At 62.4% G+C, this 24,223-nt stretch carries 25 protein-coding genes; 19 read left to right on the forward strand and 6 right to left on the reverse strand.

All coding sequences use genetic code 11. The annotated features are described in order from the left end of the window. Nucleotides 1–40: 40 nt before the first annotated feature. The 19 genes from AC6HZP_RS17830 (at nucleotide 41) to AC6HZP_RS17920 (ending at nucleotide 20,947) form a co-directional block, all read left to right on the forward strand. The gene (locus AC6HZP_RS17830; RefSeq protein WP_497523916.1) at nucleotides 41–352 is read left to right on the forward strand and encodes a hypothetical protein; all 312 of its coding nucleotides are present in this window, start codon (nucleotides 41–43) and stop codon (nucleotides 350–352) included. Beyond that, a complete protein-coding gene (locus AC6HZP_RS17835) occupies nucleotides 352–759 on the forward strand; it encodes a hypothetical protein (protein ID WP_497523917.1) in 408 nt (135 codons plus the stop codon). Before AC6HZP_RS17830 ends, AC6HZP_RS17835 begins: the two co-directional genes overlap by 1 nt. After that, nucleotides 756–1,367 (forward strand): hypothetical protein, encoded by a 612-nt coding sequence (locus tag AC6HZP_RS17840; RefSeq protein ID WP_497523918.1) that lies wholly within the window; start codon nucleotides 756–758, stop codon nucleotides 1,365–1,367. Before AC6HZP_RS17835 ends, AC6HZP_RS17840 begins: the two co-directional genes overlap by 4 nt. Continuing rightward, the gene (locus AC6HZP_RS17845; protein WP_497523919.1) at nucleotides 1,364–1,891 is read left to right on the forward strand and encodes a hypothetical protein; all 528 of its coding nucleotides are present in this window, start codon (nucleotides 1,364–1,366) and stop codon (nucleotides 1,889–1,891) included. Before AC6HZP_RS17840 ends, AC6HZP_RS17845 begins: the two co-directional genes overlap by 4 nt. A 47-nt stretch (nucleotides 1,892–1,938) precedes the next feature. Next, nucleotides 1,939–2,733 carry a phage tail tube protein gene (locus AC6HZP_RS17850; RefSeq protein WP_497523920.1) on the forward strand — a complete coding sequence of 265 codons (795 nt, stop codon included), beginning with the start codon at nucleotides 1,939–1,941 and terminating at the stop codon, nucleotides 2,731–2,733. Nucleotides 2,734–2,745: 12 nt separating this feature from the next. Next, on the forward strand, nucleotides 2,746–3,162 hold the full coding sequence (locus AC6HZP_RS17855; protein WP_497523921.1) for a phage pre-tape measure protein: 417 nt from the start codon (nucleotides 2,746–2,748) through the stop codon (nucleotides 3,160–3,162). A gap of 35 nt (nucleotides 3,163–3,197) precedes the next feature. Continuing rightward, nucleotides 3,198–3,428 (forward strand): hypothetical protein, encoded by a 231-nt coding sequence (locus tag AC6HZP_RS17860; protein WP_497523922.1) that lies wholly within the window; start codon nucleotides 3,198–3,200, stop codon nucleotides 3,426–3,428. After that, a complete protein-coding gene (locus tag AC6HZP_RS17865; RefSeq protein WP_497523923.1) occupies nucleotides 3,415–7,464 on the forward strand; it encodes a phage tail length tape measure family protein in 4,050 nt (1,349 codons plus the stop codon). Before AC6HZP_RS17860 ends, AC6HZP_RS17865 begins: the two co-directional genes overlap by 14 nt. Nucleotides 7,465–7,517: 53 nt before the next feature. After that, the gene (locus AC6HZP_RS17870) at nucleotides 7,518–8,819 is read left to right on the forward strand and encodes a hypothetical protein (RefSeq protein ID WP_497523924.1); all 1,302 of its coding nucleotides are present in this window, start codon (nucleotides 7,518–7,520) and stop codon (nucleotides 8,817–8,819) included. A gap of 1 nt (nucleotide 8,820) precedes the next feature. Further along, nucleotides 8,821–10,806, forward strand: a complete 1,986-nt coding sequence (locus AC6HZP_RS17875) for a phage tail protein (RefSeq protein WP_497523925.1) — start codon at nucleotides 8,821–8,823, stop codon at nucleotides 10,804–10,806. 259 nt (nucleotides 10,807–11,065) lie between these two features. Further along, the gene (locus AC6HZP_RS17880; protein WP_497523926.1) at nucleotides 11,066–11,671 is read left to right on the forward strand and encodes a hypothetical protein; all 606 of its coding nucleotides are present in this window, start codon (nucleotides 11,066–11,068) and stop codon (nucleotides 11,669–11,671) included. Between the two features lie 27 nt (nucleotides 11,672–11,698). Further along, nucleotides 11,699–12,553 carry a phage BR0599 family protein gene (locus tag AC6HZP_RS17885; RefSeq protein WP_497523927.1) on the forward strand — a complete coding sequence of 285 codons (855 nt, stop codon included), beginning with the start codon at nucleotides 11,699–11,701 and terminating at the stop codon, nucleotides 12,551–12,553. Nucleotides 12,554–12,599: 46 nt separating this feature from the next. Beyond that, on the forward strand, nucleotides 12,600–12,842 hold the full coding sequence (locus AC6HZP_RS17890; RefSeq protein WP_497523928.1) for a hypothetical protein: 243 nt from the start codon (nucleotides 12,600–12,602) through the stop codon (nucleotides 12,840–12,842). Next, complete coding sequence (locus AC6HZP_RS17895) at nucleotides 12,839–13,051, forward strand: hypothetical protein (RefSeq protein WP_497523929.1); 213 nt, start codon at nucleotides 12,839–12,841, stop codon at nucleotides 13,049–13,051. Before AC6HZP_RS17890 ends, AC6HZP_RS17895 begins: the two co-directional genes overlap by 4 nt. A 44-nt stretch (nucleotides 13,052–13,095) precedes the next feature. After that, the gene (locus tag AC6HZP_RS17900; protein WP_497523930.1) at nucleotides 13,096–15,426 is read left to right on the forward strand and encodes a phage tail protein; all 2,331 of its coding nucleotides are present in this window, start codon (nucleotides 13,096–13,098) and stop codon (nucleotides 15,424–15,426) included. A gap of 3 nt (nucleotides 15,427–15,429) precedes the next feature. After that, nucleotides 15,430–17,841, forward strand: coding sequence for a coiled-coil domain-containing protein (locus tag AC6HZP_RS17905; protein ID WP_497523931.1), 2,412 nt, complete (start codon nucleotides 15,430–15,432; stop codon nucleotides 17,839–17,841). Between the two features lie 1,039 nt (nucleotides 17,842–18,880). Further along, the gene (locus AC6HZP_RS17910) at nucleotides 18,881–19,387 is read left to right on the forward strand and encodes a hypothetical protein (protein ID WP_497523932.1); all 507 of its coding nucleotides are present in this window, start codon (nucleotides 18,881–18,883) and stop codon (nucleotides 19,385–19,387) included. 85 nt (nucleotides 19,388–19,472) lie between these two features. Then, entirely contained in the window at nucleotides 19,473–19,739 is a 267-nt protein-coding gene (locus tag AC6HZP_RS17915; RefSeq protein ID WP_497523933.1) for a hypothetical protein, read from the forward strand. A 14-nt stretch (nucleotides 19,740–19,753) separates the two neighbouring features. After that, the gene (locus tag AC6HZP_RS17920; protein ID WP_497523934.1) at nucleotides 19,754–20,947 is read left to right on the forward strand and encodes an N-acetylmuramidase domain-containing protein; all 1,194 of its coding nucleotides are present in this window, start codon (nucleotides 19,754–19,756) and stop codon (nucleotides 20,945–20,947) included. A gap of 100 nt (nucleotides 20,948–21,047) precedes the next feature. Here AC6HZP_RS17920 and AC6HZP_RS17925 read toward each other — a convergent pair whose 3' ends face one another. The 6 genes from AC6HZP_RS17925 to AC6HZP_RS17950 all read right to left on the reverse strand — a co-directional run bounded on the left by AC6HZP_RS17925 (nucleotide 21,048) and on the right by AC6HZP_RS17950 (nucleotide 24,223). Continuing rightward, nucleotides 21,048–21,314 carry a hypothetical protein gene (locus tag AC6HZP_RS17925; protein WP_497523935.1) on the reverse strand — a complete coding sequence of 89 codons (267 nt, stop codon included), beginning with the start codon at nucleotides 21,312–21,314 and terminating at the stop codon, nucleotides 21,048–21,050. Nucleotides 21,315–21,529: 215 nt separating this feature from the next. Beyond that, nucleotides 21,530–22,834 carry a DNA methyltransferase gene (locus AC6HZP_RS17930; RefSeq protein ID WP_497523936.1) on the reverse strand — a complete coding sequence of 435 codons (1,305 nt, stop codon included), beginning with the start codon at nucleotides 22,832–22,834 and terminating at the stop codon, nucleotides 21,530–21,532. 12 nt (nucleotides 22,835–22,846) lie between these two features. Then, on the reverse strand, nucleotides 22,847–23,080 hold the full coding sequence (locus AC6HZP_RS17935) for a hypothetical protein (protein WP_497523937.1): 234 nt from the start codon (nucleotides 23,078–23,080) through the stop codon (nucleotides 22,847–22,849). Then, entirely contained in the window at nucleotides 23,064–23,423 is a 360-nt protein-coding gene (locus tag AC6HZP_RS17940) for a hypothetical protein (RefSeq protein ID WP_497523938.1), read from the reverse strand. The genes AC6HZP_RS17935 and AC6HZP_RS17940 overlap by 17 nt, the downstream gene beginning before the upstream one ends. Before the next feature lie 32 nt (nucleotides 23,424–23,455). Further along, complete coding sequence (locus tag AC6HZP_RS17945) at nucleotides 23,456–23,734, reverse strand: DUF2312 domain-containing protein (protein WP_497523939.1); 279 nt, start codon at nucleotides 23,732–23,734, stop codon at nucleotides 23,456–23,458. Nucleotides 23,735–23,761: 27 nt separating this feature from the next. Further along, nucleotides 23,762–24,223: a dATP/dGTP diphosphohydrolase domain-containing protein gene (locus tag AC6HZP_RS17950; RefSeq protein WP_497523940.1), complete on the reverse strand. Its 462-nt coding sequence runs from the start codon at nucleotides 24,221–24,223 to the stop codon at nucleotides 23,762–23,764.

The raw sequence follows: 24,223 nt of genomic DNA on the forward strand, positions 1-24,223 counted from the left end.
GCGCTTCGGCGCCCCTCTCCACCCCTTGGAGAACGATCACATGACCCTCCTGTATGCCCTTCACACCATCCTGCGCGGCGACGAGTCGCTCGCGGCCGGCCGCGTCTACGAGTTCGACGCGAAGGACGGCAAGCAGCTGCTCGCCTTCGAGGCCGCCCGCCTGCCGACCGAAGAGGAAGTGGCCCTCTATCGTCTGGTGAACCCGGCCGAGCCGGAGACCAGCGATGACGGCGATACGGGCGAGCCGGCGCCCGAGAAGCCGAAGCCCCGCGGCCGCAAGCCGGCTGCCGAGGCGCCGGCCGCCACGGCCGACACCGACCCCGACGTCGCCAAGAACGACGACCTCGTCTGATGGGCGGATGGCGCGAAAAGAAGCGGAAGGCTCTCGGTGATATCCACCGGACCTTCGAGATCCCGGCGGTCTATCTGACCCACGCCGCCGGGTCTCCCATTCGCGTCAACGTTCGCCTTCACCTGAAGCAGATCCAGTCCGCCAACGAGGGTGCGGATTGGGCGAATGGCGCCGCGATGCTGGATCTGACGAGCCGCATCATATTCCGCCAGTCGGAGGTTCCGGCCGTCCTGCCACGGTCCTACGTCATCTTCGGAAACGACGAAGCCTATTTGACCGGCCCCAGCAAACCCCTGCGAGAGGGCTTTCACTGGGTCGAAGTCACCGACGTTTCCAAAGCTGACCTGGAAGTACTGCTCGGCGCCTCCGATACGGACGATCCCGCTTTCGAGGGTATCCTGTCATGAGTGCCACGATGATTGTCGTCGAATTCGACAAGGTGGCGATCGGCGAGAAGATCACCAATACCGTCGAGATCGCGCTGACGCGCGCTCTGAATCGCACGGCTGACAGAGGTCGTACCAAGGCAGCCCGCGCCGCGCGCGATCAGGTAGCTTTTCCCGCCTCCTATGTCTCCCCCGCAAACAAGCGGCTGTGGGTGAAGACGCGCGCGCGCCGAGGGGCCTTCATCACGACGATCGAGGGGCGCGGTGCGCCGACATCGCTGGCACGCTTCACGAAACAGAAGCCGCGTGCACCGGGCGCCCGCCGGCCGAGCGGGCCCGTCAACGTTACCGTCGCGCCTGGCAACACCAAGTCGCTGAAGCGTGCCTTCCTCATCCGGCTGAAGAGCAACAACATCGGCCTGGCCATGCGCACCGACGGCGCAGCACCACACAAGGCGTATCGCCCGCGGTCGATCGGAAAGAACCTTTGGCTGCTCTACGGCCCCTCCGTCGATCAAGCGCTCAGCGCAGCCTCCGGCGATGGCGGCATCTTCGAAGAGATGACTCCCGAGATGCTCGACTTCCTGCAGTCGGAGTTCAACCGCCAACTGGAACTGCTGGAACAATGACCGATCCCTTCCGCCTGCGGGTACTCAAGGCCGTCTGCGCCCACCTCAAGAAGATCAGCCCTGCCAACGGCTATCAGAACGACCTGGGCGACTACACCGATGAGGCTGGGCGGCCGGCGGAGAAGGTATTCCGCGGCCGCACGCTCTTCGGCGACAATGATCCTCTCCCCATGGTCGCCGTGCTCGAGGACATTCGGGCGAACGAAGGGACCAACGGACCGGCAGGATCGGCCGCAGCAAACAATCAGCTTCGGCTCCTGATCCAAGGCTTCGTGCCTGAGGACCGAAACCATCCGCTCGACGCTGCCTACAGGCTCTCCGCCGAGGTGATCAAAGCCATGGTCGAGGGGAAGCGCGAGCGTTTCAACCTGCTCGGTATGGGCGGCACGTCACCTTGTGTCGGCGCCCTCTCTATCGGCCAGCCGATTCATCGGCCGCCGGACGACGATGTCTCCTCGGTCGCCTACTTCCTCGTGCCCGTGACGCTGACCCTCGTCGAGGATCTTGAGAAGCCTTTCGCGTGACACAAAAGCACTATATAAGTGACAAGATGATAACGGAGTGACTTTTCATGGACTTCCAGTCTCGCAATCTCACCATTCCGCGCGGCAAGGCCTACTTCGCGAAGTACCTGCCCGGCAGCCAGACGCCGGGCCCGCTTCGCGAGTTCGGCAACTGCCCGGAGTTCACGCTGCAGCGCGAGTCGGAAAAGCTCTCGCATTATTCGTCTCAGGCCGGCATGCGGACTCTCGACGAGGAGATTCCCATCGAGGCGACGTTGAACGGCTCGGTCACCACCGACGACCTCAAGTCCGAGAACGTCGCCTATTGGTTCATGGGCGATGTGGCTACGCTGACGGTCACGGCGCAGCAGGATCTTACCGAGACGTTCGCCAAGGTCGCCGCTGGCGACACGTTCCAGTTGGGGCGCACGAATGCAAACCCGACCGGCGCGCGGAATGTGACGAACCTGGTGGCGACCAACGGCACAGCCGGTTCCCCAGCCACTTTTGTGCTCGGCACTGACTACGAGCTGGATGCCGAACTGGGTCTGATCAGTATCCCGCCGGGAAGTGCGGCGATCGGCAAGGCGCTGAAGGCCACCTACGACGTGGCCGCCTCGTCCCGTGAACAGATCATCGCCGGCGACACGCAGATCGAGGGTGAGTTGAAGTTCATCTCGTACAACGCTCTGGGACAGCAGGCGGATATCACGATCCCCCGCGCGCGGATCGCCCCGAACGGCGACTTCGCCCTCGTGAACGATCCCGAGTCGACCGAGTTCCAGACGATGCCGCTGTCGATCAGCGTGCTCAAGAAGGGCAATCTCGCGCTCGCGTACCGTGACGGCCGACCGACAGCCTAAGGAGCGCGCCTCATGAATCAGTTGGAGACGCTGATCATCCCGAGCGACACCGTGGACTTCAACGGTCAGTCGCTCGAGGTGCGTGGCCTTGGGCTCGCAGACATCACCTACATCGTCCGCCATCACCAGTCCGCGGTGGCGGCGCTCTATGTGAAGGCGATTTCGGGCGAGCTGTCCGGCGATGTGAACGAGATCGCCCTCGGCATGGTTGAGGACTTCGTGCCGCTGGCGTCGCTGACGATCGCCTGCGGCATGGGAGCACCGAAGCATGCCGACAAGGCTGCCATGCTTCCTCTGTCCGTGCAGGCGGAGGCTCTCGAGAAGATCCTCACCCTGACGATGGTGGCCGAGGGCGGCTTGGGAAAACTGGTGGAGATCGTCACACGGGCGGTGCAAGGCCTGGCAAGTCTTCCGTCCCCGAAAGTCTGAACGATTGGATGGAGGGTGTCCGGCGCCAGGTCAGCTTGCTGCTCGACCACGGACACCCCGCTGCCCTCAGCTATCCGATCTGGATGATCTTTGCAGAAGCGGACCGCGTGGTGAGACGCATCAATGCTCAACACGCGACGCAGGCGTCCCTTCTGCTGATGGCGCTCTCCAGCATTCCTAGCCAGAGCATCAAGCCTGCCGCCACCAAAAAGGCCGCCAAGAATTTCCAAGAACATCTGAAGGGGCTTTTTGATGGCTCGTCGTGAACGATCAGTCGAGTTTTCCGTCAAGGCTCGCGACGAATACTCGAAGGTCATGAAGGATCTCGAGCGGCAGCAGAACAAGCTCTCTGCTGCTGCAAAAGCCGGCGGGCGCCGCGAAGTCCTCGGCGTCGCGAAGACCGAGTTCGAAGACGCCATCGGCAACTACAAGCGGCTGATCGCTGAGGTCGAGCGCTACAGGATCGTGCAGGCGAACGGCGCGGCGTCGGGCGCGCTCAATGCCGCCGAACTCCGAGAGGTCGGCGACGCGATCAAACTGGTCCGCGAACGCGCACGCGACGCCGCCACTGCAATCCAGGCCAAGCGCGCCGCCCTGGCAGCACTGAACACAAATGCGGCTGCCGGCTTCAATTCGATGAGCCGACTGGCCACTGCCATGCAGCAGGAGGCACGCGCAGCCGCTGCCTCGACTGCCGCCCAGCAGCGCGCCGCGGTCGAAACGGCCCGCAAAATCGAGATCCAAGGCCGGCTCAGCAACGCGCTGCGCTCCGGCTTCGCCGACTGGTCGCGCTATGTCGATACGGTTGAGCGAAATCGCGCCGCCGAAGAGCGCGCGTCTACGATTGCGACCCGAAAGGCTGAAATTCAGTCCCGGCTCAACACCGCCGCGGTCTCAGGCTTCCGAGACTGGTCGCGCTATGCCGAAACGATCGACCGGGTCCGCGCGGCCGAGGAGCGAGCAGCCGCGATCGCCGCGCGGCGTGCTGAAGTGCAGGCGCGTATCGACGCCATGGCACAGTCTGGTTTTGCCCACTGGTCGCGCTATGCAGACGCTGTCAATCGCAACCGGACAGCCGACGAGCGCGCTACCGCCATCGCTCAACGCAAGGCGGAGATTCAGGCACGCCTCAAAGCCGAGACGACCTCGGGCTATGCGGCATTCATCCGTTCAGTCGAAGGGACGGATCGCCAGACAGCGTCCGCCGCCGGCGCCGCCGCACAGCTGAACAAGCTGACCGCCGCCAGCAAAAGCGCGGCGACCGCGCAGGCCGGCCTGAAGGGCAAGGTTGACGCCACGAACAACGCCTTGGCGAAGCAGGGGCGCGCAGGTCGCGCAGGCGCGAAGGGAGACGCCCAGGAGGTCGAGCTTTTCGGCCTCAAGCCGTGGCAGATGACGAACCTGGGCTACCAGATCAATGACGTCGTATCGGGCCTCGCCATGGGGCAGCGACCGATGCAGGTCTTTGCTCAGCAGGCAGGTCAGATCGCGCAGATCTGGCCCCAGACGATGGTCGCTTTGGTGCGCTCGGCACCGCAGCTTCTCATGCTCGGCGCGGCATTTGCTCCGCTCATCGCCGCCGCGATGCGGATGCGCGATCTGTCGGAGTCGGTCCGCCAATTCTCGGCCGAACTCGCACTCTCCGCTGACGGCGGACGCTACTCTGCCGACAGCCTTGCGCAGGTAGTCAAGCGCATGGGCGATCTGGGCATTGCGACGGACGCCGCCCGCACGATCGTGAAGGGATTCATCAAAGAGGGCTTCAAGGAGGGCCAGTTCGAACAGCTCGCCAAGATGGCGAAGCAGCTGAGCGAGGTGACGGGAGAAGGCGTAACGGAGGCGGCTTCGCGTCTCTCGAAGGCGTTTGGCGGCAATGCCGACTCGGTACTGGAACTCGACAAGGAACTAAACTTCCTGACGGAGTCCCAATACAAGTCCATCCGCGCCATGGATGATGCCGGCAATAGGGCCGGCGCCTTGTCGCTCGCTCAGCGCATTCTCCGCGAACATCTGGCGGCCACGAAGGCCGAGGCGACGACCTGGACGAACGCCCTGACCGCCATGTCTCAGGCGTGGGACGCGCTGGTGAACTTGGCGCAAAAGATCGGCGTCATCGAACTTGCGAAGGATGCGATCGACCGACTCGGCAAGGCGGTCGAGCAGGATGCGAAAGACATCAAGAAGGCTGCCGACCTGATCAGCCGAGCGATGTCCGCAATCCGCGGCCCAGACGACCCGAACCAGCGTAGGCTGATCGAGCTGGACACGGCTCAGCAGGCGACCCAGGCATATATCGATGGCGGCCTGTGGGGCGGGAATCAGGAGGCGCTTGATGGCGCCCTTGAGACGCTCAAGGAGATCGCCGAAGAGCGTCAGCGGATTCTCGACCTGATCTACGCCGAGTTCTCGGCTATGTCGCTCAGCCTCGACAAGACGGATGAGCGGCGCGAGGCGGAAGCCAAAGTCTTCGCCGAAATTATCCGTGGTCAGCAGAAGATCGCCGCCGAGCAGAGCCAGCTGGCAGGCCTGACCGAGCGCGAACTCTACGTCGAAAAGACCGCGCGAGAGGCCATCCTCGAACTTCAGAAGCAGGGCATAGATCTCACGAAGGAACAGCTGGTCGTTCTCAAGCAGGCTGCAGGCCTCGCCTTTGATGCGGCCAAAACCAACAGTTACCTCGGACCGAACGGCAGCACTTCCTCGTTCGTCAACAAGGTCATCGGCGTCGAGTCCGCCGGCCGCACTGACGCGAAGAACCCGCTCTCCTCGGCCACCGGCCTCGGGCAGTTCATCTCCACGACCTGGGTGGAGATGTTCAGGAAATACTTCCCGGATCGCGCCGCGAGCATGTCGGATGAGACGATCAAGCTTCTTCGGAAAGACGGCGAGCTTTCCCGAAGGATGGTCGAGCTGTACGCGCAGGAGAACGCTGCCGTCCTGCAGAAGGCCGGGCTCGCTGTGAACGATGCCTCTCTCTACCTGGCGCACTTCCTCGGGCCGGGCGGCGCACTGGCTGTTCTCAAGGCTGCCGCGGCAAACCCGGCAACCCCCGTTGAGAGCTTGCTCAAGCCGAGCCAGATCGACGCCAACCCTACAATTTTGCCCGGCAAGAGCGCTGGCGAGCTGGTGGCCTGGGCGAAGTTCAAGATGAACCTGACCGACACGGAGGTCGCAGCAAATGCTCAGCTCGCCGCCTTCGACGAAAAGCGGCTGGCTTCTTCCATTGCCTACACCGAGGACTACCAGAAGCGGATCGACCAGCAGAAGTTCGAGCTGGAGAATGCACGCAAGTCGGCTCGCGAAGCGGCGATCGCCAAGGCCATCTACGACGAGGAACTGAAGGCGAAGGAGGCGGGCCTTCAGCTGACCAAGGAGCAGCGTGCGGAGATCGAGAAGCTCACCGGCGCCGAATTCGATCGGAAGAACTCAGATCTCGAGGTCAACCGTCTGCTCGAGCAGCGGAAGGCGTTGCTCGAATCGCTGAAGGTCGCCCAGGCTGAAGGTGACACCTCGAAGGTTCAGTCGCTGGTTGGCGAGATTTCGTCGGTGGAGGAAAAGCTGCGCGCTGCGATCGCGGCGGCCGTCGAGTTCTGGAAGGCGATCGGCGGCGATGGCGCCGAGACCATGATCCTGAAGTTCCAGACGATCGAGGCGGGTATCGGAAAGACGACCGCGAAGCTCCAGAACCAGTTTCTGCCAACGGCACAGAACATCAACGATCGGTTGGCGGACATCGGCAGCAACGCGTTCAGCGCCTTCGCGCAGGCGATTGCGAACGGCGAGAATGCTGCTCAGGCATTCTTCGACGCCCTCCTTCAAGGACTCGCCGAATTCATGATTGAGATCGGAAAAGCGATCCTCAAGCAGGCCCTTTTCAACGCGATCAGCGGTGGCGGTGGCGGCGTCGGCGGTGGCATTACGGGCGCGATCGGAGCCCTCTTCCGTCACCAGGGTGGCATGGCCGGTACTGCTGGAGGCATGCGCAAGATGGTGAACCCTGCCGTCTTTGCGAGCGCCCAGCGCCATCACACTGGCGGGTTGGTCGGCCTCAAGCCCGGCGAAGTGCCGATCATCGCCATGAAGGACGAGGAGGTTCTGACTCGCGACGATCCGCGTCACGTCCTCAACGGCGGCGCGGCCGCCGGCGCCGGCGGCGGCCAAGCGGTGAACGTCAAGAATGTGAATGTCTTCAACCCTGCCGACGTGCTCGAGGCCTCGCTGGCGGACGTGGCGGGGCAGCGCGTTCTGCTCAACTTCTTGACGAGGAACTCGCGCAAGGTCTCCCAGGCCATCAGCGGATAGCCATGCGAACAAAAACACGTTAAAGGTGACTGTACCCTTTAAAGTTGGTGGCCATGGCAGTCTTCCTTCCCGTCGTCCCGAACTGGCAAAACGGCGTCCGAGACACCTACGAATTCAAGACGGACGTCTTCGCTACGCGTGATGGAAGCGAACAGCGGCGCTCGCACCGGATCCAGCCGCGGCGGACCATTGCCGCCGCGGCGATCCTCGACAAGGAGCGTCTGCGACAGTTCCAGGATGCGGTGAACAGGGCTCGCGACGGAAAGGTCCAGATCGCCGACTTTTCCGCGGAGACTGCCATGCTCACCGAGACAGTGCCGGCGGGCGGCACTGTGCTGAACGTCGATCGAATTCCGCCTTGGCTGCGCGGCAGCATGTCTTGCGTCCTCCTCACGGGTCGCACATCGCGCAAGGTGACTGTCGACTTCGTCAGCGCCTCGGCTGTCGTGCTCACCCGAGGCCTAGGGACGGCCGCCGGATCGGGCGCCCGATTGTTCCCCCTGCTCCCCGCTTCGTTGTCGACGGACTTTTCCCTCTCCCTTCACACAACGATGGTCGCAACGACGTCGCTGACCTTCCAGGTGGAGCCCGGCACGATTGTCCGAGAAGCAGATCCGCTTCCGACGACCGGGGGGAACGAGACAGAGACGGCCGAAGCCTTCGGGCCAGCGGCGATCTTCTATGGGCGCTACGTGATGCTGCGGAAGCCGAACTTCATGCAGAAGCCCTCGGTCGCATTCAACATCCCCTTCGAGACCGTCGACTATGGACGCGGCGTCACGAAGACCTTCGCACCGGTGCCGATGATCTCTCGGACCGTGACCGCGACCCATATGGCCGTCAGCCACTCCGATGCGATGGCTCTGCTGGACGTCTTCATTCGTGCCAAGGGGCGCGCTGGCGAGATCTACCTTCCGACCTTTGGCAACGATTTCCCACCAGTTCTCGCCGTGAGCGTGGACAGCATTAAGGTCGAAGGGACCGAATTCTACGAGACCTACTTCCAGGACGTGGCGCACGTCTCATTCCTCCTGCGGACGAAGGACGGTCAGCTTCAGCCTTACGAAATCCGCCACATGTACGTCAGCAACGGCGACACCTGGGTGGTCTGCGATCGGAGGATCGAATGCTCGGCCGCGGCCATCGATCACATCTCTTGGATGTTCGTCGCGCGCTTCGCGCAAGACACCCTCACGATTGAATGGAAGACGGCGGCGGTCGCGAACGTCGCCCTCTCCTTCGTGACCCTGCGCAATCTCGCGGTCGAGAACGCCTTCGGAACCAACTGGGTCCTCGCGACCGGCCATTGGCGCGATCGCGGCCAGTGGGAAGACGGCGCGAAGTGGGTGGACTGAAATGCCGATCTCAATCGATCCCATTGCAAACGGCGAGTCGGGCAAGAGCGTACGCGCCAAGCTCAACAAGATCATCGAGGGGGCTCGGGACGGCTCCATCGGCCAGGTCACGCATGAAGATCTGGAGAAGCTGGTCGACCGTGTGGCGCCCGCAGTGCCGCAAGGCCTGCGCATGTCCTCCGAGGCGGTCACAGAATGCGTGCTGACCGTCCAGTGGGGCATCAGCCTGGAGACCGATTTTGCTTACTACGATCTGCAGCTTCGCGAGGAGGGTGGGAACTGGATCAGTCGGCAAACATCGGTCAACGCATACCGAACCACCACCCTCCCCGGCCTGGACTACGCGGCGCGGGTGCGCGCGATTGACAGGTCCGGCAACGCCTCTGATTTCAGCGACCAGGTGCTCCACACGACCGCCCGAGACTTGATCCCGCCGGCAATGCCGATCGGCGTCGGCGCGAAGGGGGGAATGGGCTCCATCTGGCTGGGGTGGATCAAGAACACCGAGTCCGATCTGGCGCGCTACGAGATCCTTGAGAGCGAGTTCTCCTTTGCGCCCGACGAAGCGGACTCACCATCCTACACTTCGGTCGCCAACACGTTCATCCGCGGAGGCCTCGAAGCCGAATCCAAGCGCTACTTCTGGGTCCGAGCAGTCGACACCTCTGGCAACGTTTCCCCGTGGTCGGCCGGCGTCCACGCCACCACGGCCGAAATCCGGCGACCGGTCCAGGTGAACCTGATGGGTCTCACCTTCCTGCCGGGACAGGGAAGCGGCAACCAGCTGGACTGGAGCGATGGCACGATCGTCTATGGCGTCGAAGGGACGGCGCCCACGGTCGTCGAGGTCGAAGGTTCATCGGTGGTGTGGGCGGGCGACACGCTCTACGTCTTCTACCTGCTCGGCGACGATGCGATCTCGGTCACGGCATCGCTGGTGACGCTCTACAGCATCGATAGCGTGCTTCTCGGCGTCTACAAGGGCGGGACCGACTTCCAGATTGTCGAGGGAAAGGCCCATATCGACGGCGGGACGATCCTCGCGCAGACGATCGGCGCCAACCAGTTGATCGCAGACCGCGCGATCATCACGGGGTCAATCCAGATCGCAGAAGCGATCATCGAGGATGCCCATATCCGGGAGCTGAGCGCAGGCGTCCTCAAAGCGGGCACCGCCCTCGCCGGCTCGATCACGGTTGATGAGAGAACACTCAGCGACACCTCCGAGAATGCTCACGATCCTGCCAAGCGGATCAACAATGCGAGCACCCAGATCGACCCCGGCAAGATCAAGATCTCCGGCAACTCGACCCTGAGCGACTGGCGGGGCGGCGCAGACAACACGGAGATCAACGGCGGCGCCATCGCGGCCAACACCATCGCCGCGAACAAGCTCACGATCGGCAACCGCAACATCCGAATCGACGACATCCGCTTCGAGCACAACGCGCCGGCGGCAAACTTCGTCTCCTGGACAGCCGGTGTCATCCGCTTCGTGGACGACGATGGTGCGCCGGTCGCTCACCAGATCGAGGCAGGCAACGCGGAATGGACCACCGGAACGCTCTATCTTTGCTGGTTCAAGGGCGCAATGACGATCACGACGACCGCCAGCTACGCGATCGCGGCCGGCGGGGAGGCCGTTTGCCTTGCGGCCTATGGCGGTGGCAGCCGGCTCGTAGTTGACGTCGGCCGAACGGTCATTGACGGAGCCAACATCAAGACGGGCTCGATCGCCGCCGAGCAGATCGCAGCGAAGGCAATCGCCGCGGAGAAGCTTGCGGTCGGGCAGCTGTCCGCCATCAGCGCCGACATGGGCGACATCACAGGCGGCTCGCTGAACATCAACAACCGCGTCATCATCAACAGCGACGGAAACATCACGGTGCAGTCCGCGTCGAGTGGGGCTCGCCTAATCATCAACAACTCCCAAGTCCGCGTTTACGACGAGAACAATGTTCTTCGCGTCCGCCTGGGAGTCTGGTGATGGGCCAAGGCTTTCAAACCTTCAATGAAAATGGCGAAGTAATCATCGACACAGGCACCCGGATCTCGTTTACGCTGGGATCCATTGTGACGAGTGGTTCCGGGACCATTGTCGATGATAGGTTTCGAGACGGAGAGCTTTTTACGATCGTCTCACCTCTGTCTGGCTTCATGCTGTTCTTCCCGACATTCACCGTACAGGGAAATGTCCTGACCTATACGGGCAGCGGAACCTATCGACTAATTTATGGGATATACTAATGCCCGTCGGCCTGCGCATCATCAACGATAGGGGATACTTCCAGGTTGCGGACGGCTACAAGGGCCACTCCTGCATCGAAAAGAGAGTATTCGTAATCCCGCCGAACTCCACGCGAGAGTTCAAGTTCTTGTATTACGGCGGACCCCTCACATTATTCGCAGTATCAACACCGCATACTTTCACATGCTGCCCAAGTAGTTTTGACGGAAACTATTGGGATGTCGGACTCGTATCACGGAACGAAACAAGTGTTCCGCGAGAGGTGGCCGTTTGCATATTCGTTCCCGGCACACTTCTGTCTCCTACGGGGTACGGCCTTGAGGTCTTCGATGAGTGGGGCGGCATTACATTCTCCTCAATGTACCCGCCCCTGAAGTTTCTTCCCGGACCGACCGCGGGCAGGAAGATGGGATTCGTCGTCGGAGCCTTCGGGGTCCGCTTCAATACCCGCGAAAACTTGAAGGTTTGGGGCGAAGCCCTGAAGATTAACGGCGCCGATCTGCAAATATCCGAAGTCCCAATCGGGGATGTAACCATATCTGGCGGCCACGCACAGATGCACACGAAGTCTCAATTCTACTATATCGACCTCGGTGGCATTTAGTTTTTCAGAATTAAGCAGGACACATGCATGAGCTTCGATATTCGAGAGTCCAGCCGCTACAGCGGAGCGCCTGTGAAGCTCTTTCTGGTTCAAGGTGCCTCAGGTGACGCCGACAACCAGATCGGCCCGATCGCGTTGACCGACGGCGAGCAGCCCATCACGCTGGACACGATCGTCTACCGCCCCTGGCCGATTAAGCATGGTGAGATCTCCCAGGACGGCACGCTGGACAAGTCTGACGTGACGGTCAATTTGGCCCTTGGGACTGAACTGGACGCGCTCTTTCTCGCCTACCCGCCTTCCCAGGTGGTCAATCTCACAATTCGAGAAGGCCATGTCGGGGACGACGTGACCATCGAGAACTACAAGGCCGTCTTCCTCGGCCGCATCACGGGCTCCTCCTACGCCGGGAACGAACTCGAGCTTTCCTGTGTGCCGGTCTCGACCTCCATCCAGCGGCCGGGTCTGCGTCGCAACTATCAGCTCGGTTGCCCCCATGTGCTCTACGGACCGCACTGCCGCGCGAGTAAGGCCGCGGCCACGGCTTTTCGGAAGGTCGGCGCCGTCTCCCGGAACACGATCACGCTCAACCAAGGGCTCGGCCAAGGAGCCTCGCGCTTCGTCGGCGGACTGCTCGAATGGGTAAATCCGAACACCGCCTTGAAGGAGGTTCGCACGATTTCCGCTGTGGGCGACGGCGGGCAGAAGATCTCGATTCGCGGTATCGCGCGCGGGCTCCCGAAGGGGACGGAGCTGTCGATCATCCGGGGCTGCAATCGGCAGATGAGCGGCTGCAACGAGCACGGCAACATCCTCAACTATGGCGGTCAGCCGTTCATCCCCCTTGAGAGCCCCCTCACGCAGAAAAATCAGTTCTATTAAAAACACTTTAAAAGTGATATAGCGGGCCTAACGTGAAAGTTGGGCCGTGCCATTCTTCCTCCTGCCTCTGCTGGTGCAACTCGTCATCGGGATCGGTCTTCAGGTCCTGGGCTACTTGCTCATGCCCAAGCCCAAGTCGGCGAAGAGCGAGGATGTGACGGACATGGACAACCCGTCCGCAGAGGCCGGGCGACCGATCCCTGTTGTGTTCGGCGAACTGGAAGTGACGGGCATCAACATCCTCTACTTCGGCGAAAAGGCGACCGTCACGAGGGAGATCAAGGCGTGACGGATGACTTTGACCCCCACCTCACGATCGGCGACTTCCGAGAACTGTACTGCGTGAAGGGTGCGCGGAAGGCGTTCCTGGCAGCCGACCTCGACTTCGGCGATTTCCTCCGAAATGGCGCACGCGCGTCCGAGCTTCGCGGCCACGGCTATGACGCCGTGATCGACCGCGTGGTTGAGCACGTCCGTGATCAGGGGCGTGGCCAGTGAGCAGCGGAAAAGGCAAAGGCAAAATCGAGGTCCACGAGTACTCGATGTCGATCCAGATGGGCATCTGCGCCTATGGAGAAGGCATCGAACTCGTCGCCTTGAAGTACGGCGAGAAGCAGATCTGGCGCGGTGCTGCCAAGGAAGCTCGGGTCATCACGATCGACCAACAGAACCTGTTCGGCGGCCTCAAGAAAGAAGGCGGCGTCATGGGGCTGGCATGGTGGTTGCCGGGCGATCCGACCCAGGTCATGCCCGAAGTCCTCGCCGCGAAGGTGGGCCTCACCTCAGCCACGTGCCCGGCATATCGCGGCGTATCCAGCGTCTTCTTCACCGGCGCGCGCAATGCGACCAATATCGGCTCGCTCGTGCCCAACGCATCCGGGCTGCTGGCTGCCGTGGCGCAGGCGGTTCGCTATCTCGGCAGCAAGGCGGGCTTCTACTGGGGAGCCAACAACCCCTATCTCCGCAAGCTGTCGGCGCGCGTGCGCCGCGCACCCATCGGGCTCGATCCCTCGATCGCGCTGATCCGGATGGAAGACGACGCGCTGGGCAATGCCCAGTACGGCGCCAATCCGGCCCACATGATCTACGAATGCCTGACGAACACCGATTGGGGCATGGGTGAGAGCCCCCACGTCATCGACAAGGCTGTCTTCGAGGCATGCGCGCGGACCCTCTATCGTGAGCGCTTTGGCCTCTGCATGATTTGGGCGCGCCAGTCCGAGGTCGGCAAGTTCATCGGCGAAGTGCTCAACCACATCCAGGGTGCACTCTACGTCGCGCCTGAGACCGGCAAGCACACGCTGAAGTTGCTCAGGGCGGACTACGACGTCGACCAGCTTCCCGTCATCGATCCCGGAAACGCCCAGCTCTCCACGTTCAAGCGAAAGGTCTGGGGCGAGATTTCGAACGAAGTCGTCGTCACCATGACGAACCAGCAAAGTGGCGAGGAGGAGACCGTCACTGCCCAGGATCTGGCCGGCATTGCGACGCAGGGAGCTGTCATCTCGTCCTCCCAGAACTACTATGGCGTCCCGTCCAAGGAGCTTGCGACACGGCTCGCGGAACGAGATCTGGCCGCGTCGGTCAACCCGATCGCCACTTGCGAAGCAGAAGTCACCCGCGAGTTCTGGAACACGGTCAGCGGCGGCGTGGTGCGACTGTCCTGGCCCGAATACGACATCGAGCAGATTGTCTTCCGCGTCTCCGAGGTGAGCAAGGGCGACAACACGATCACCTTGGCGCTCTACGAGGATATCTTCGGGCTGGATCACGCCAGCTATCTGGATTCCGGCGGCACCGGCTGGGTCGACCCTTCGCAGGCGCCAGAGCCGGCGACCTACTATCAAGTCGGCACCGCACCCGCATTTCTCATGGCCGCCGCGCTGGGCCTCACCGACCCCTCGGAGCTGGACTACCCCGAGGCGCTCGGGGCAGTGACCGTCGGCGCCGACAGCGACGACGACGTCAATTTCGAAATCGTCTCCTATGTGACAGACGTCAACGGAACCCGCTCTCGAGCCAATCTCGGAACTCGGCCGTTCGCTGGAACATGGGCCCTCCTTAGCGGTCTCATGTCGGAGTCCGAGACGCTTCTCCCCGAGTTGCACGGTCTCCGCGGCAACGAGCCCGAGCCGGGCGATTTCGTGCTCATCGGCACCGGCAGTGACGCCAACATCGAACTGGCGACCGTCCAGTCGGTGGGCCCGGACGGCGTGCTGCTGAATCGCGGCATGCTGGACACCGTGCCGCGCGCCTGGCCGATCGGAACGCGCGCGTTCATCGTCCCGCCGACTGGATCGTCTGCCGACCAGACCCTTCGTTCCGCATTCGAGAGCACGTCCTACTGGTTCCTGACCCGGACGCCCGTCGGCACGCTGGCGATCGAGAAAGCCCCGCAGGTCAACCTGACGCTTTCGGAACGCCCCTACCTCCCGAACCGGCCGGCCGACGTCAAAGTCAACGGCGTCGCCTTTGGCTTGGTGGATGCGAGCTTGGCAACCTCGCTCGAGGTGACCTGGGCGAACCGCAACAGGATCCTCGAATCCACTCAGGCGATGAAGTGGACGGACGCGAGCGTCAACGGCGAGGCCGGTCAGACGACGAAGATCACTGTGCTCAACTCCAGCGGCGTCCCGATTGCCACCTACGCCGGCCTGAGCGGGACAAAGCATACCATCCCGAAGGCCGCCCTCGGCACGAACAACTCGGTGACGATCCGAGTCAGCGCCGAGCGCGAAGGCTACGAGTCACTCCAGGCGGCCACGCTTCGAGTGACCTTCTCCCCCAGCCCCTACCTCCTTCTTTCGACTGAGGATCTGGCGCGACTGAAGCTCTCCGGGATGACCGGATACCTGCAACTCTCCGAAGGCTGACACATGACCGATCGCGCCATTCCCGATCTGCCCGCCATCGCTCAGGCAACCTCCGCCGACCTTCTCCATGTGGTTCAGGGCGGCAAGAGCCGTCGAGCGACGCTTCAGCAGCTGGCGGCCGTGCTCAGCGTCCCCGGACCGGATGGGCGTCCGGTCGAACTGACGCGCGTCGACGATGCGATCCTTTGGCACTGGGAAGGCGACGTCAACTGGACCGAGCTGCTCAAGCTCGAGGACATCAAGGGCGACAAGGGCGATACCGGCGACATCAGCGATACGCTGCTGGAGGCAGTGCAGAACGCAATCGATGCGGCACGAGTCTCGGACGAGCGCGCCTCGGATGCTGCCGGCGCCGCCCGGGCGGCCGGAGAGCACGCCGATCGGGCAGAAAGGGGCGCCGACACCGCCACCCGTAAGGCCTCCGACTCCGACAGCTCCGCCCGGACCGCCGCGGAGCAAGCCGATCGGGCAGAGCGGGGTGCCGACACTGCCACGCAGAAGGCCGCCGATGCTGACGGCTTCGCGCGCGCGGCCGGCGCCCAGGCCGAGCGAGCAGAGAGCCAAGCAGAGAGTGCGACGCAGAAGGCTGCCGACGCTGAGGGCTCCGCGCGGGATGCACAGGCAAGCGCAAACTCCATCCTCGGTGCGGTGGAGTCTGCCGCAGCCAGTGCCGCGGCGGCGGGTCAGTCGGAGCGGATCGCCGCAGAGCATACCGACAGGTCTGAAGAAGCTGCCGGCACATCCTCACGCAAGGCGAGAGAGGCTGGCGACGCCGCGACAGCCGCAGGCACTCAGGCCGAGCGCGCCGAGCGTGCTGCAAGCACGGCTACCGACAAGGCCAGCGAGGCCAACAGGGCAGTCGTTACCGCAGGAGAGCACGCGGAATACGCTGATCTGGCCGCAGGTACCGCCATCGAGAAGGCGGGCGACGCAGAAAGGTTCGCCGAGGCGGCTAAGACGAGCGCAAACTCTATCCTCGGCGCGGAGCAGTCCACGGCGGATAATGCTGCGGCAGCGGAGCGCTCGGCGACCAATGCCGCCGAGCAGGCTGATCGGGCAGAGCGTGCCGCATCCTCAGTCGACAACAGTAGCTTCGTCACCAAGGCTGGCAACGGATCTGATTTCGCGGATCCGTTGGCCGTGCGCTCCAACATTGGTGCGGCCGCCGAGGAGCATGGACACGGGATTGGCGACATCGAAGGGCTCGCTGATCAGCTCGACACCAAGGCCAGCACAGCCGTCGCGACCGTCGACGGCAAGGGCCTCATGTCAGCCGACGACAAGCGGAAGCTCGCAGACATCGCCGCTGGAGCCACGGTCAATGCGAGTGATGCGGAGCTGAGGGACCGCGAGCGTCACACGGGCGAACAAGCAATCTCGACGGTGGCCGGTCTCCAGGCGGCGCTCGATGGGAAAGCCTCCAAGGCGATCGCCACAACAAGCGCGAACGGCCTCATGTCGACCGGCGACAAGCAGAAGCTTGGCGATATCGCCGCCGGTGCCACGGCGAACGCCAGCGATGCGGCCCTGCGAGATCGCGGCTCCCACACCGGCGAGCAAGCGATCTCGACCATCACGGGTCTGCAGGCGGCCCTGAGCGGAAAGCAGGCCTCGCTCGGCTACGCGCCCGAGGATGCCTCGAGGAAGGGCGCAGCAAACGGCTATGCCGGCCTGGATGCGTCCGGAAAGCTCCTGCCATCGGTACTGCCGGCGCTAGCGATCACCGACATCTTCGAAGTCGGAAGTCAGGCAGCCATGCTTGCACTGACAGCTCAGATCGGCGACATCGCTATCCGCACAGACCTCAGCAAGACCTTCGCGCTCGCAGCGGAGCCCGCCTCGATCGTCGCAAACTGGAAGGAGCTGAGAACTCCGGCCGACGTCGTTCAATCAGTCGCCGGCCTGACGGGGCCGATCACCGCCGCAGCCCTCAAGCTGGCGCTATCACTTTCCAAAGCCGACGTTGGTCTCAGCAAGGTCGCAGATCTCGCACCGAATGAAATGCCTGTGTCGACTGATCAGGCTGCGGCGATCGGGACAAAGCTGAATAGCGCCGATCTCGACACTGCTCGCGCGTGGACAAAGCGCCAGAGGCAGACGCCAGTGCCGCTCGCGTCGGGGGCGTCCATCAACGTCGATCTGGCTGCCGCCCAAGACTTCGATATTGCGGCGCTGGCTCACAACGCCACGCTCACCTTCACCAATGCCGCAAACGCAATCGGTCAGAAAGGCACCGTCACTGGCAAGAACAACGGATCCGGAGGATTTGCCATGGCATTTGGAGCCGGCGCAAATCCGATCGGACGATCAACGGCTCCCTCAATTCCAACGGGGCCCAACGCACGCTGGAGAATTGACTACCACGTCAGGGCTGACGCCACGGTCGACTTCTCTGTTTCGTCTGTGGGGGCGTAATGTCAGTGTTCTCCGACAGCATGCTTATTGCTGCAATGAAGAAACCACCGAACGCACCAATACTTGCCATCGCCAATAACTATTGGGATGCATCACTTTATGACTGGTCCTCGGGCGCACCTCAGGCCCTGTCACCCTCAGCCGCCTCGCCAAATGGATCGAATGCGGTGCATTGGAGCGCCGACGGCCGCTATCTCGCATTCGGATTGGATGAGTCAGGCGCCAGCCTGGCCGTCTACGATTGGGATACGGGAATCCCGGTAAGACTCCCCAATTCACCGTCATATCCTAACAGGCCGGTAAATGACGTAGCTTGGAGACCTACGGCACCATTTCTCGCCATCGCCCGCAATAACCAACCAAATTGGACAGTTCTGGACTGGTCCTCGGGCACGCCTATTAGTGTCCCACAGCCAGCCGGCCTTCCTGAAGATTTGAGCGCACAGGCGCGGGGTGTGAGTTGGAGTCCTGACGGACGCTATCTTGCGATGGCATTTACTGTATATCCCTTTTTGATCGTCTTTGATTGGTCTTCTGGAGTACCCGTGAGGCTCCCCGATCCAGCCGTGTTGCCTACCGCTCCAGGGAGGGCGGTTCAATGGAGCCCGACCGGCAAGCATCTTGCCGTGCTGATGGGAGGCAGCCCAATTATAATGGTGTATGACTGGTCTTCGGGCGCCCCAGTGAAAATTCCAGATCCTCCCCAAGCAAGTCAACCAGGTGGTTTAGGAAATAATAAGATCGCCTGGAGTCCAGATGGACGCTACCTAGTCGTCCCGCATCCTAACGGCATACGCTTTTCGATCTATGAATTCTCAACAGGGGGGTTCGTTTTAATTCCTCCTCTTACGGGTCTACCCAGTGGCGGCCATGGCTATGCAGCTGGGTGGAGCCCTGACGGACGATATCTCGCGGTCGCCACGAGCGTTGCGCCCTACATACACATCTACGATTGGTCCTACAGCCCGCCGAAGCGCTCAGATCTGCCGGGGGCGGGACCGCACAGCAGAAGCGTCAAGGATTTTGCTTGGAGGCCCACGTGAACGAACTCTTTTTTGCCAATCTGTCTCGGTGGAACCCCTCCGAGCGGATCAACGGCGTACTCTACCCTCAGTCGATCTGTTGGCTTTGGTCAAAAGAGGAGCTTGCTGCCATCGGCCTCTACAAAGGCGCAGTACCCGAGGAGATCCCTGAAGGTAAGCAGATCGGGCGCGATGTCGAATGGCACGGCGACGTCCTGCGCTATGTGCTCGTGGACAGCCCGCCCGTGCCGGACGAACCGCCACTCGAAGCAACCCGGGCTCAAGCAGAGACGGCCCTCTACTATTTCCGACTGCCGGACGGCACGGATCCCCGCTACTACGAGCAGTACGAGGAAGCTCTGCAGAACAGCCCCTATCCGCCCTTGCGGATGTGGGCCAGGGGCTCCCTCAAATGGGTCGAGAACCACGACTATGTGCGAGCGCTCGGCATGGAGCTGGTCCCTCCGATCGACGAAGAGACCAACCGCCAGCTTTTCCTCGCCGCTCAGACCTACGAACAATGAGAGACCAGATAGTCACGTTTAACTTGTGATTCACTTCTAAATGTGCGACTTCTAGCCAACTCTCACACCAGCGGTAGAGCGGTGGATGGACGTCGTCAAAGAATACTGGCAGCAGATCATCGCCCTGATAGGGGTGCTCATCTGGCTTGTTCGCCTCGAAGCCATGGCCATCAATTCCGCGAAGGAAATTGGCCGGCTTGACGCGCAGCGGAAGGAGGATCTCCACGCTGCTCGGGAAGCTCGAGCGTCGACCAATGCCAAGCTGGATCGCATGGACGACAAGCTCGACCGGGCCTTCTCGGAGGTCCGGTCCGACATCAAGACCCTTCTCAGCCGCTCCTCTGCAGACTAGTCAGGAGCCCCGGCATGACCACTCGTTCCGCTCTCGGAGAACAGGCTGCGATCACCTCGATCGCCAAAGGCATCAATGTGCCCCTCGAGGCATTCCTGGCGGTCATCGAGGTCGAGAGCGGCGGCAAACTGTTCGCCAAGATCGGCAGCCGCGACGAGCCCCTGATCCGCTTTGAGGGCCACTATTTCGACCGGCTGATCAAGCCCGCGCTCCGTGATACGGCGCGCAAGCAAAAGCTCGCCTCCCCCGGCGCCGGCACCATCAAGAATCCCAAGAGCCAGCTGGCGCGCTGGCAGCTCGTTCAACGAGCAGCCCAGCTCGATCCCTCCGCCGCTTACCAGTCGACTTCCTGGGGCATCGGACAGGTGATGGGCGCCCACTGGCAATGGCTCGGCTACGAGTCGATCGACGCCTTTGTGGCACGCGTCCGGTCGGGCCTGACTGGCCAAGCCGAGGTCATGGCCCGCTACATCCAAAAGGCGGGCCTGGACGACGAACTCCGTGCGCTCGACTGGTCGGGTTTCGCCCGCGGCTACAACGGCCCGAGCTATCAGAAGCACGGCTATCATACGAAGCTGGCCGCAGCCTACGCACGCCTCGCACCCGATGGCTCGCGGTCGAGCGAACGCGCGGGCATGCTGCGCCTGGGAAGTAAGGGTGCCGGCGTTCGCGAGCTGCAGGCGATCCTGCGCCTTGCCGGCTACCCGATCGTCGTCGACGGCGACTTCGGGCCGACCACGCGCGATGCCGTTCGCGCCCTGCAGGCGAAAGAGGGCATCAAGGTCGACGGCGTTGTCGGCCCGGCCACGCAGGAAGCCATCGCCAAGTATCGCGCTGGCGCCACGCCGCAGCCCGGCGCCGAGCCGGCCGTGAGCGTTCCGGGCGTGAAACCAGGGCTTGTCGTTTCGCTGCTGAGCACCACGTTGCTCTTCATCTCCGACACCAAAAGCCAGCTCGAAGGATTGCTCACGCAGCTCGCCAATGTGCCCCTGCTGGCACCGGTCACCGAGCACCTTGGAACCGCCATTGGCCTGCTCACGCTGGCCGGCGCGGCGGGCGGCGCAGGATTGGCGATCCTCCGGTGGTGGCAGTCGCGCCAGACGTTCGACGGGCTCGAAGAGCGCGCGGATTTCGTTTGGCGCGCAAACGGCAAGGTCGGAGACATTGTGCTGCCGTCGGCCGACTCCGAGCAGCTCTCATTGATCTAGATCGGACCGACGTCGAATATCCGAGCAGGCGGTCGATGATGCATCCGACCGCCTGCGATAGATCCGCCGACACCCTGCGCCAGCCGGACCAAGCGTGGCTTCACGAGACCGCAGCTTCGGCCAGCGCCTGGGCGAAACCGATTTCGACGCCGCCCCACACCCCGCCGGCGACCTGAGCGCTCAGCACGCGGCAAAGATAGATCGTGTTGTTGCCTTCCTTCATAAACGCCTGCATCTCCCGGAAGTAAGCACGCCCCTGACGGCAATCTTCTGAGTGGTCGTTCGTCCGGATGGGCTGCCACGCTACGATCTTCTTTTGCCCTCCCGAAGACTCAGCGGCGACGAAGGAAAGATTTTCAAACTTCATTTCAAGGCGTTCCTGATAGAAGCAGGACTTAATTTTTGGTTTCAGTTAGCTTGCTCCTGCACGCAAACTAATGGCTCCAGGTTTAATACATAAGCCGGTCAAAATATAAGTCTGGCATACGAACCCGGCGGGAGTCTCAATATGTTTTTTCTGCGGCACGCTTTGATCCAGATCAAACGCCCCACACAAATCTGAGGTGTTCTTTTTTTGTTCTCTCAACCCGATCTTATCGCGCGAGCCACCTTCGGCAAGGAATTAAATCCTACGCCCCTGATCGGCGCCCTTGCCTGTGGATGACTGGTGGCCGGGAAACGATTGCGAAGGAAGTCGACATAAGCCGGCTCGCGCTCCATGAGGATGCAGGAGACGCCCTCCAGGCGAGCAGCCTCGCCGGTCGTTCCGCTCCCGGCGAAGGGGTCGAGAACCGTGCCCCCAGGCGGCGTAACGTGGCGGATCAGCGCCCGCATGAGCGCGATCGGCTTGACGGTCGGATGGTCGGAGCCGGCCCGGTCGGATTTGCCGGCCTTGGGGCTGTAGAAGCCGGGCTCACCGTCGAACGGATAGGACTCGAAGTAGCGCTCACTGCCATTCGGGAACAGAGCCGCTACCTCCTCCGACCCATCGAGGATGAGGTTGGCCGGCCAGCGGCCGGGCGGATCGTAGTTGCCATTGAGACCGCGATCCCGCTTGTCGGCGCCATAGACTGCATTCTCGCGTGGCCCAGAGCCGAAGTCAGCGTGGCGATTCTTTGCCTTCGTCTCGCGCTCATCTTCATCGTTGGCGAATGGAACCCGACAACCGTCGACGTTCACCGCACCGACGCCATGCTTCAGAATGTTGAGAGCGCCGTTCTTTTCGCTGAAGGGCTTCTGTCCGACGTAGGTCGGCTCCAGGGCCGGCTTGCGAACTTGGCCACCGTAGTGCCAACCGCTCCATTCATCAGCCTCCGCCGAGGCCGGAATGTAGTCCCCTGGCTGATAGCTGCGGTCTTCCAGCTTCTCCCAACTACCATCCTTGTTCTGGTCTGCACCGGGGCGCAGGCGGCGCACCGGATTGCCAACGACGTTCTTGCTCCCCTCAAGGCCGAGTGCCTGGTCGATCGCGCGCGCCGCATTGTGGGCCTTTGGGAAGCCGGAGGCGAAGAGCCATCCGATCATCGGGTGCGTGATGAAACCGGCAGCCTCGATCGCCACCGCCATGTGGTGGTAAGTCCGGCTCGAGGAAAAGGCGACGATGTAGGCGCCCGGCTTCATGACCTGCCAGACAAGCTGCCAGAACTCGGGATCGCGCTCGATCGCAGTTCCGTCCCACGCCTGCCCCATGAAGCCGGCCGACAGGCGCGCGAAACTGCCGTCATTGCGCTCTTTGCGCGCCGGCGCGGCGCCTTCCTTTCCGAACCGCTTGACCACGCTGGTCAGGCCGTAGGGCGGATCGCAGACGACAGAGTCCACCAACTCCCCGCGCTCGATCATCGCACGCAGGTGGTCACGGTTGTCGCCCTCGTAGAGCACGATGGTCATCAGCTGGCTCGCTCAGGCAAGGAGATCAGAAAGGTCGAATGGGTCCGCCGCCGGTCGGCGACCGAGATCCGGGAAATGCTCACGGAGGGCGCTCTCGATCGTCGGGTGGTCGACCTGACCGCAGCGGAAGCCCGACGAGTCCTGGAAGCGGCAGTGAGCCCGCCAGCCTCCTGAATGACGATGGATATTGATGACGAACGCACCGGTGGCGATCGCCGCCTTCTCGAGATCAGAGAAGGTCGTCATCGTCTTCGACCGCGCTCTCGGGCTCGCCAAGCAGCAGATCGTCGGACGCATCCTGCTCCTCATCGTCGAGCAGCAGATCGCCGGCCGGGGCCGCATCGCCCACCTGGGAGGCGTTCGGAGCGTCGCTCGTATCAAACGCGCCGAAGATGCACCCCTTGTCGCTGTCGAACGTGATGCCGGTTTCGACATTGCGGCCGCCCGGATAGGCGCGTTCCAGTTCCTCGAGCAGCGGTGTCTTCTGAAGCGCAACCACCACCATCGGGCCGCCGGGCGCGAATTGAACCCTGGTCGAGACGTTACCCTTGGTCTTTCGGATCAATCCGCGCAGTTCGCCCAGTTTCATTGGGAGTTCCTTTTTCTCATTAAAAGTGAAAATCAGACGTCGCTGATGAGCATGCCGAGCGCGTTGGCGTACAGGTTCAGGATCGCCGCTTCTTCCTCGCGCTCTTCAGCATCCTTCTTGCGCAGCGCCACGATCTTGCGCAGCGCCTTGGTGTCGTAGCCGTTAGCCTTGGCTTCGCCGTAGACATCCTTGATGTCATCGGCGATCGCCTTCTTCTCTTCCTCGAGGCGCTCGATACGCTCGACGATCGCCCGGAGCTGCGCCGCGGCGACGCCCTGGACTTCATCGGGCTCATTGTCAGGGTAGGCCATATTGCGTCTCCGTTACAATTTTACACTTTAATTGTGATTTTGATTCACGTCAACTTCGAAAGTCAGAGGAAGCTCGGTGAACGGCGCCTCAGGATCCGGATACCGCTCGGCTAGGGCATCCACTGCCGCCTGCATCTCCGAACGAACCTGATCAAGATTGGCCTTGGGCGGCCGGTCGTCGGTGAGCATCTGCTGGATCATCGCGTCGCGCAGGACGACCAGAGAGGAAATCGCCTTGGTGATGTGGGAGAGCTTGCTATCCGGATCGATATCCTCGCCCTCCCACCATTGGCCGATGTGCCAGATCGCGGCGTCGACATAGATGGAGGCACGGACGCCGGCACGCCGGTAGTTGTGGCGGCCGTATTTGAAGGCCCCCTCCAGTAGGGCCACGCCGACCTCCGCGATCACGGTCAGGGGAACAGTGGTGATCCAACGCCACTTCCTCGCGCCGATGGCATCCTTCGGATTGGAAGGCTTCGTCGCCAC

The organism is Kaistia sp. SLG-1 (assembly GCF_059699055.1).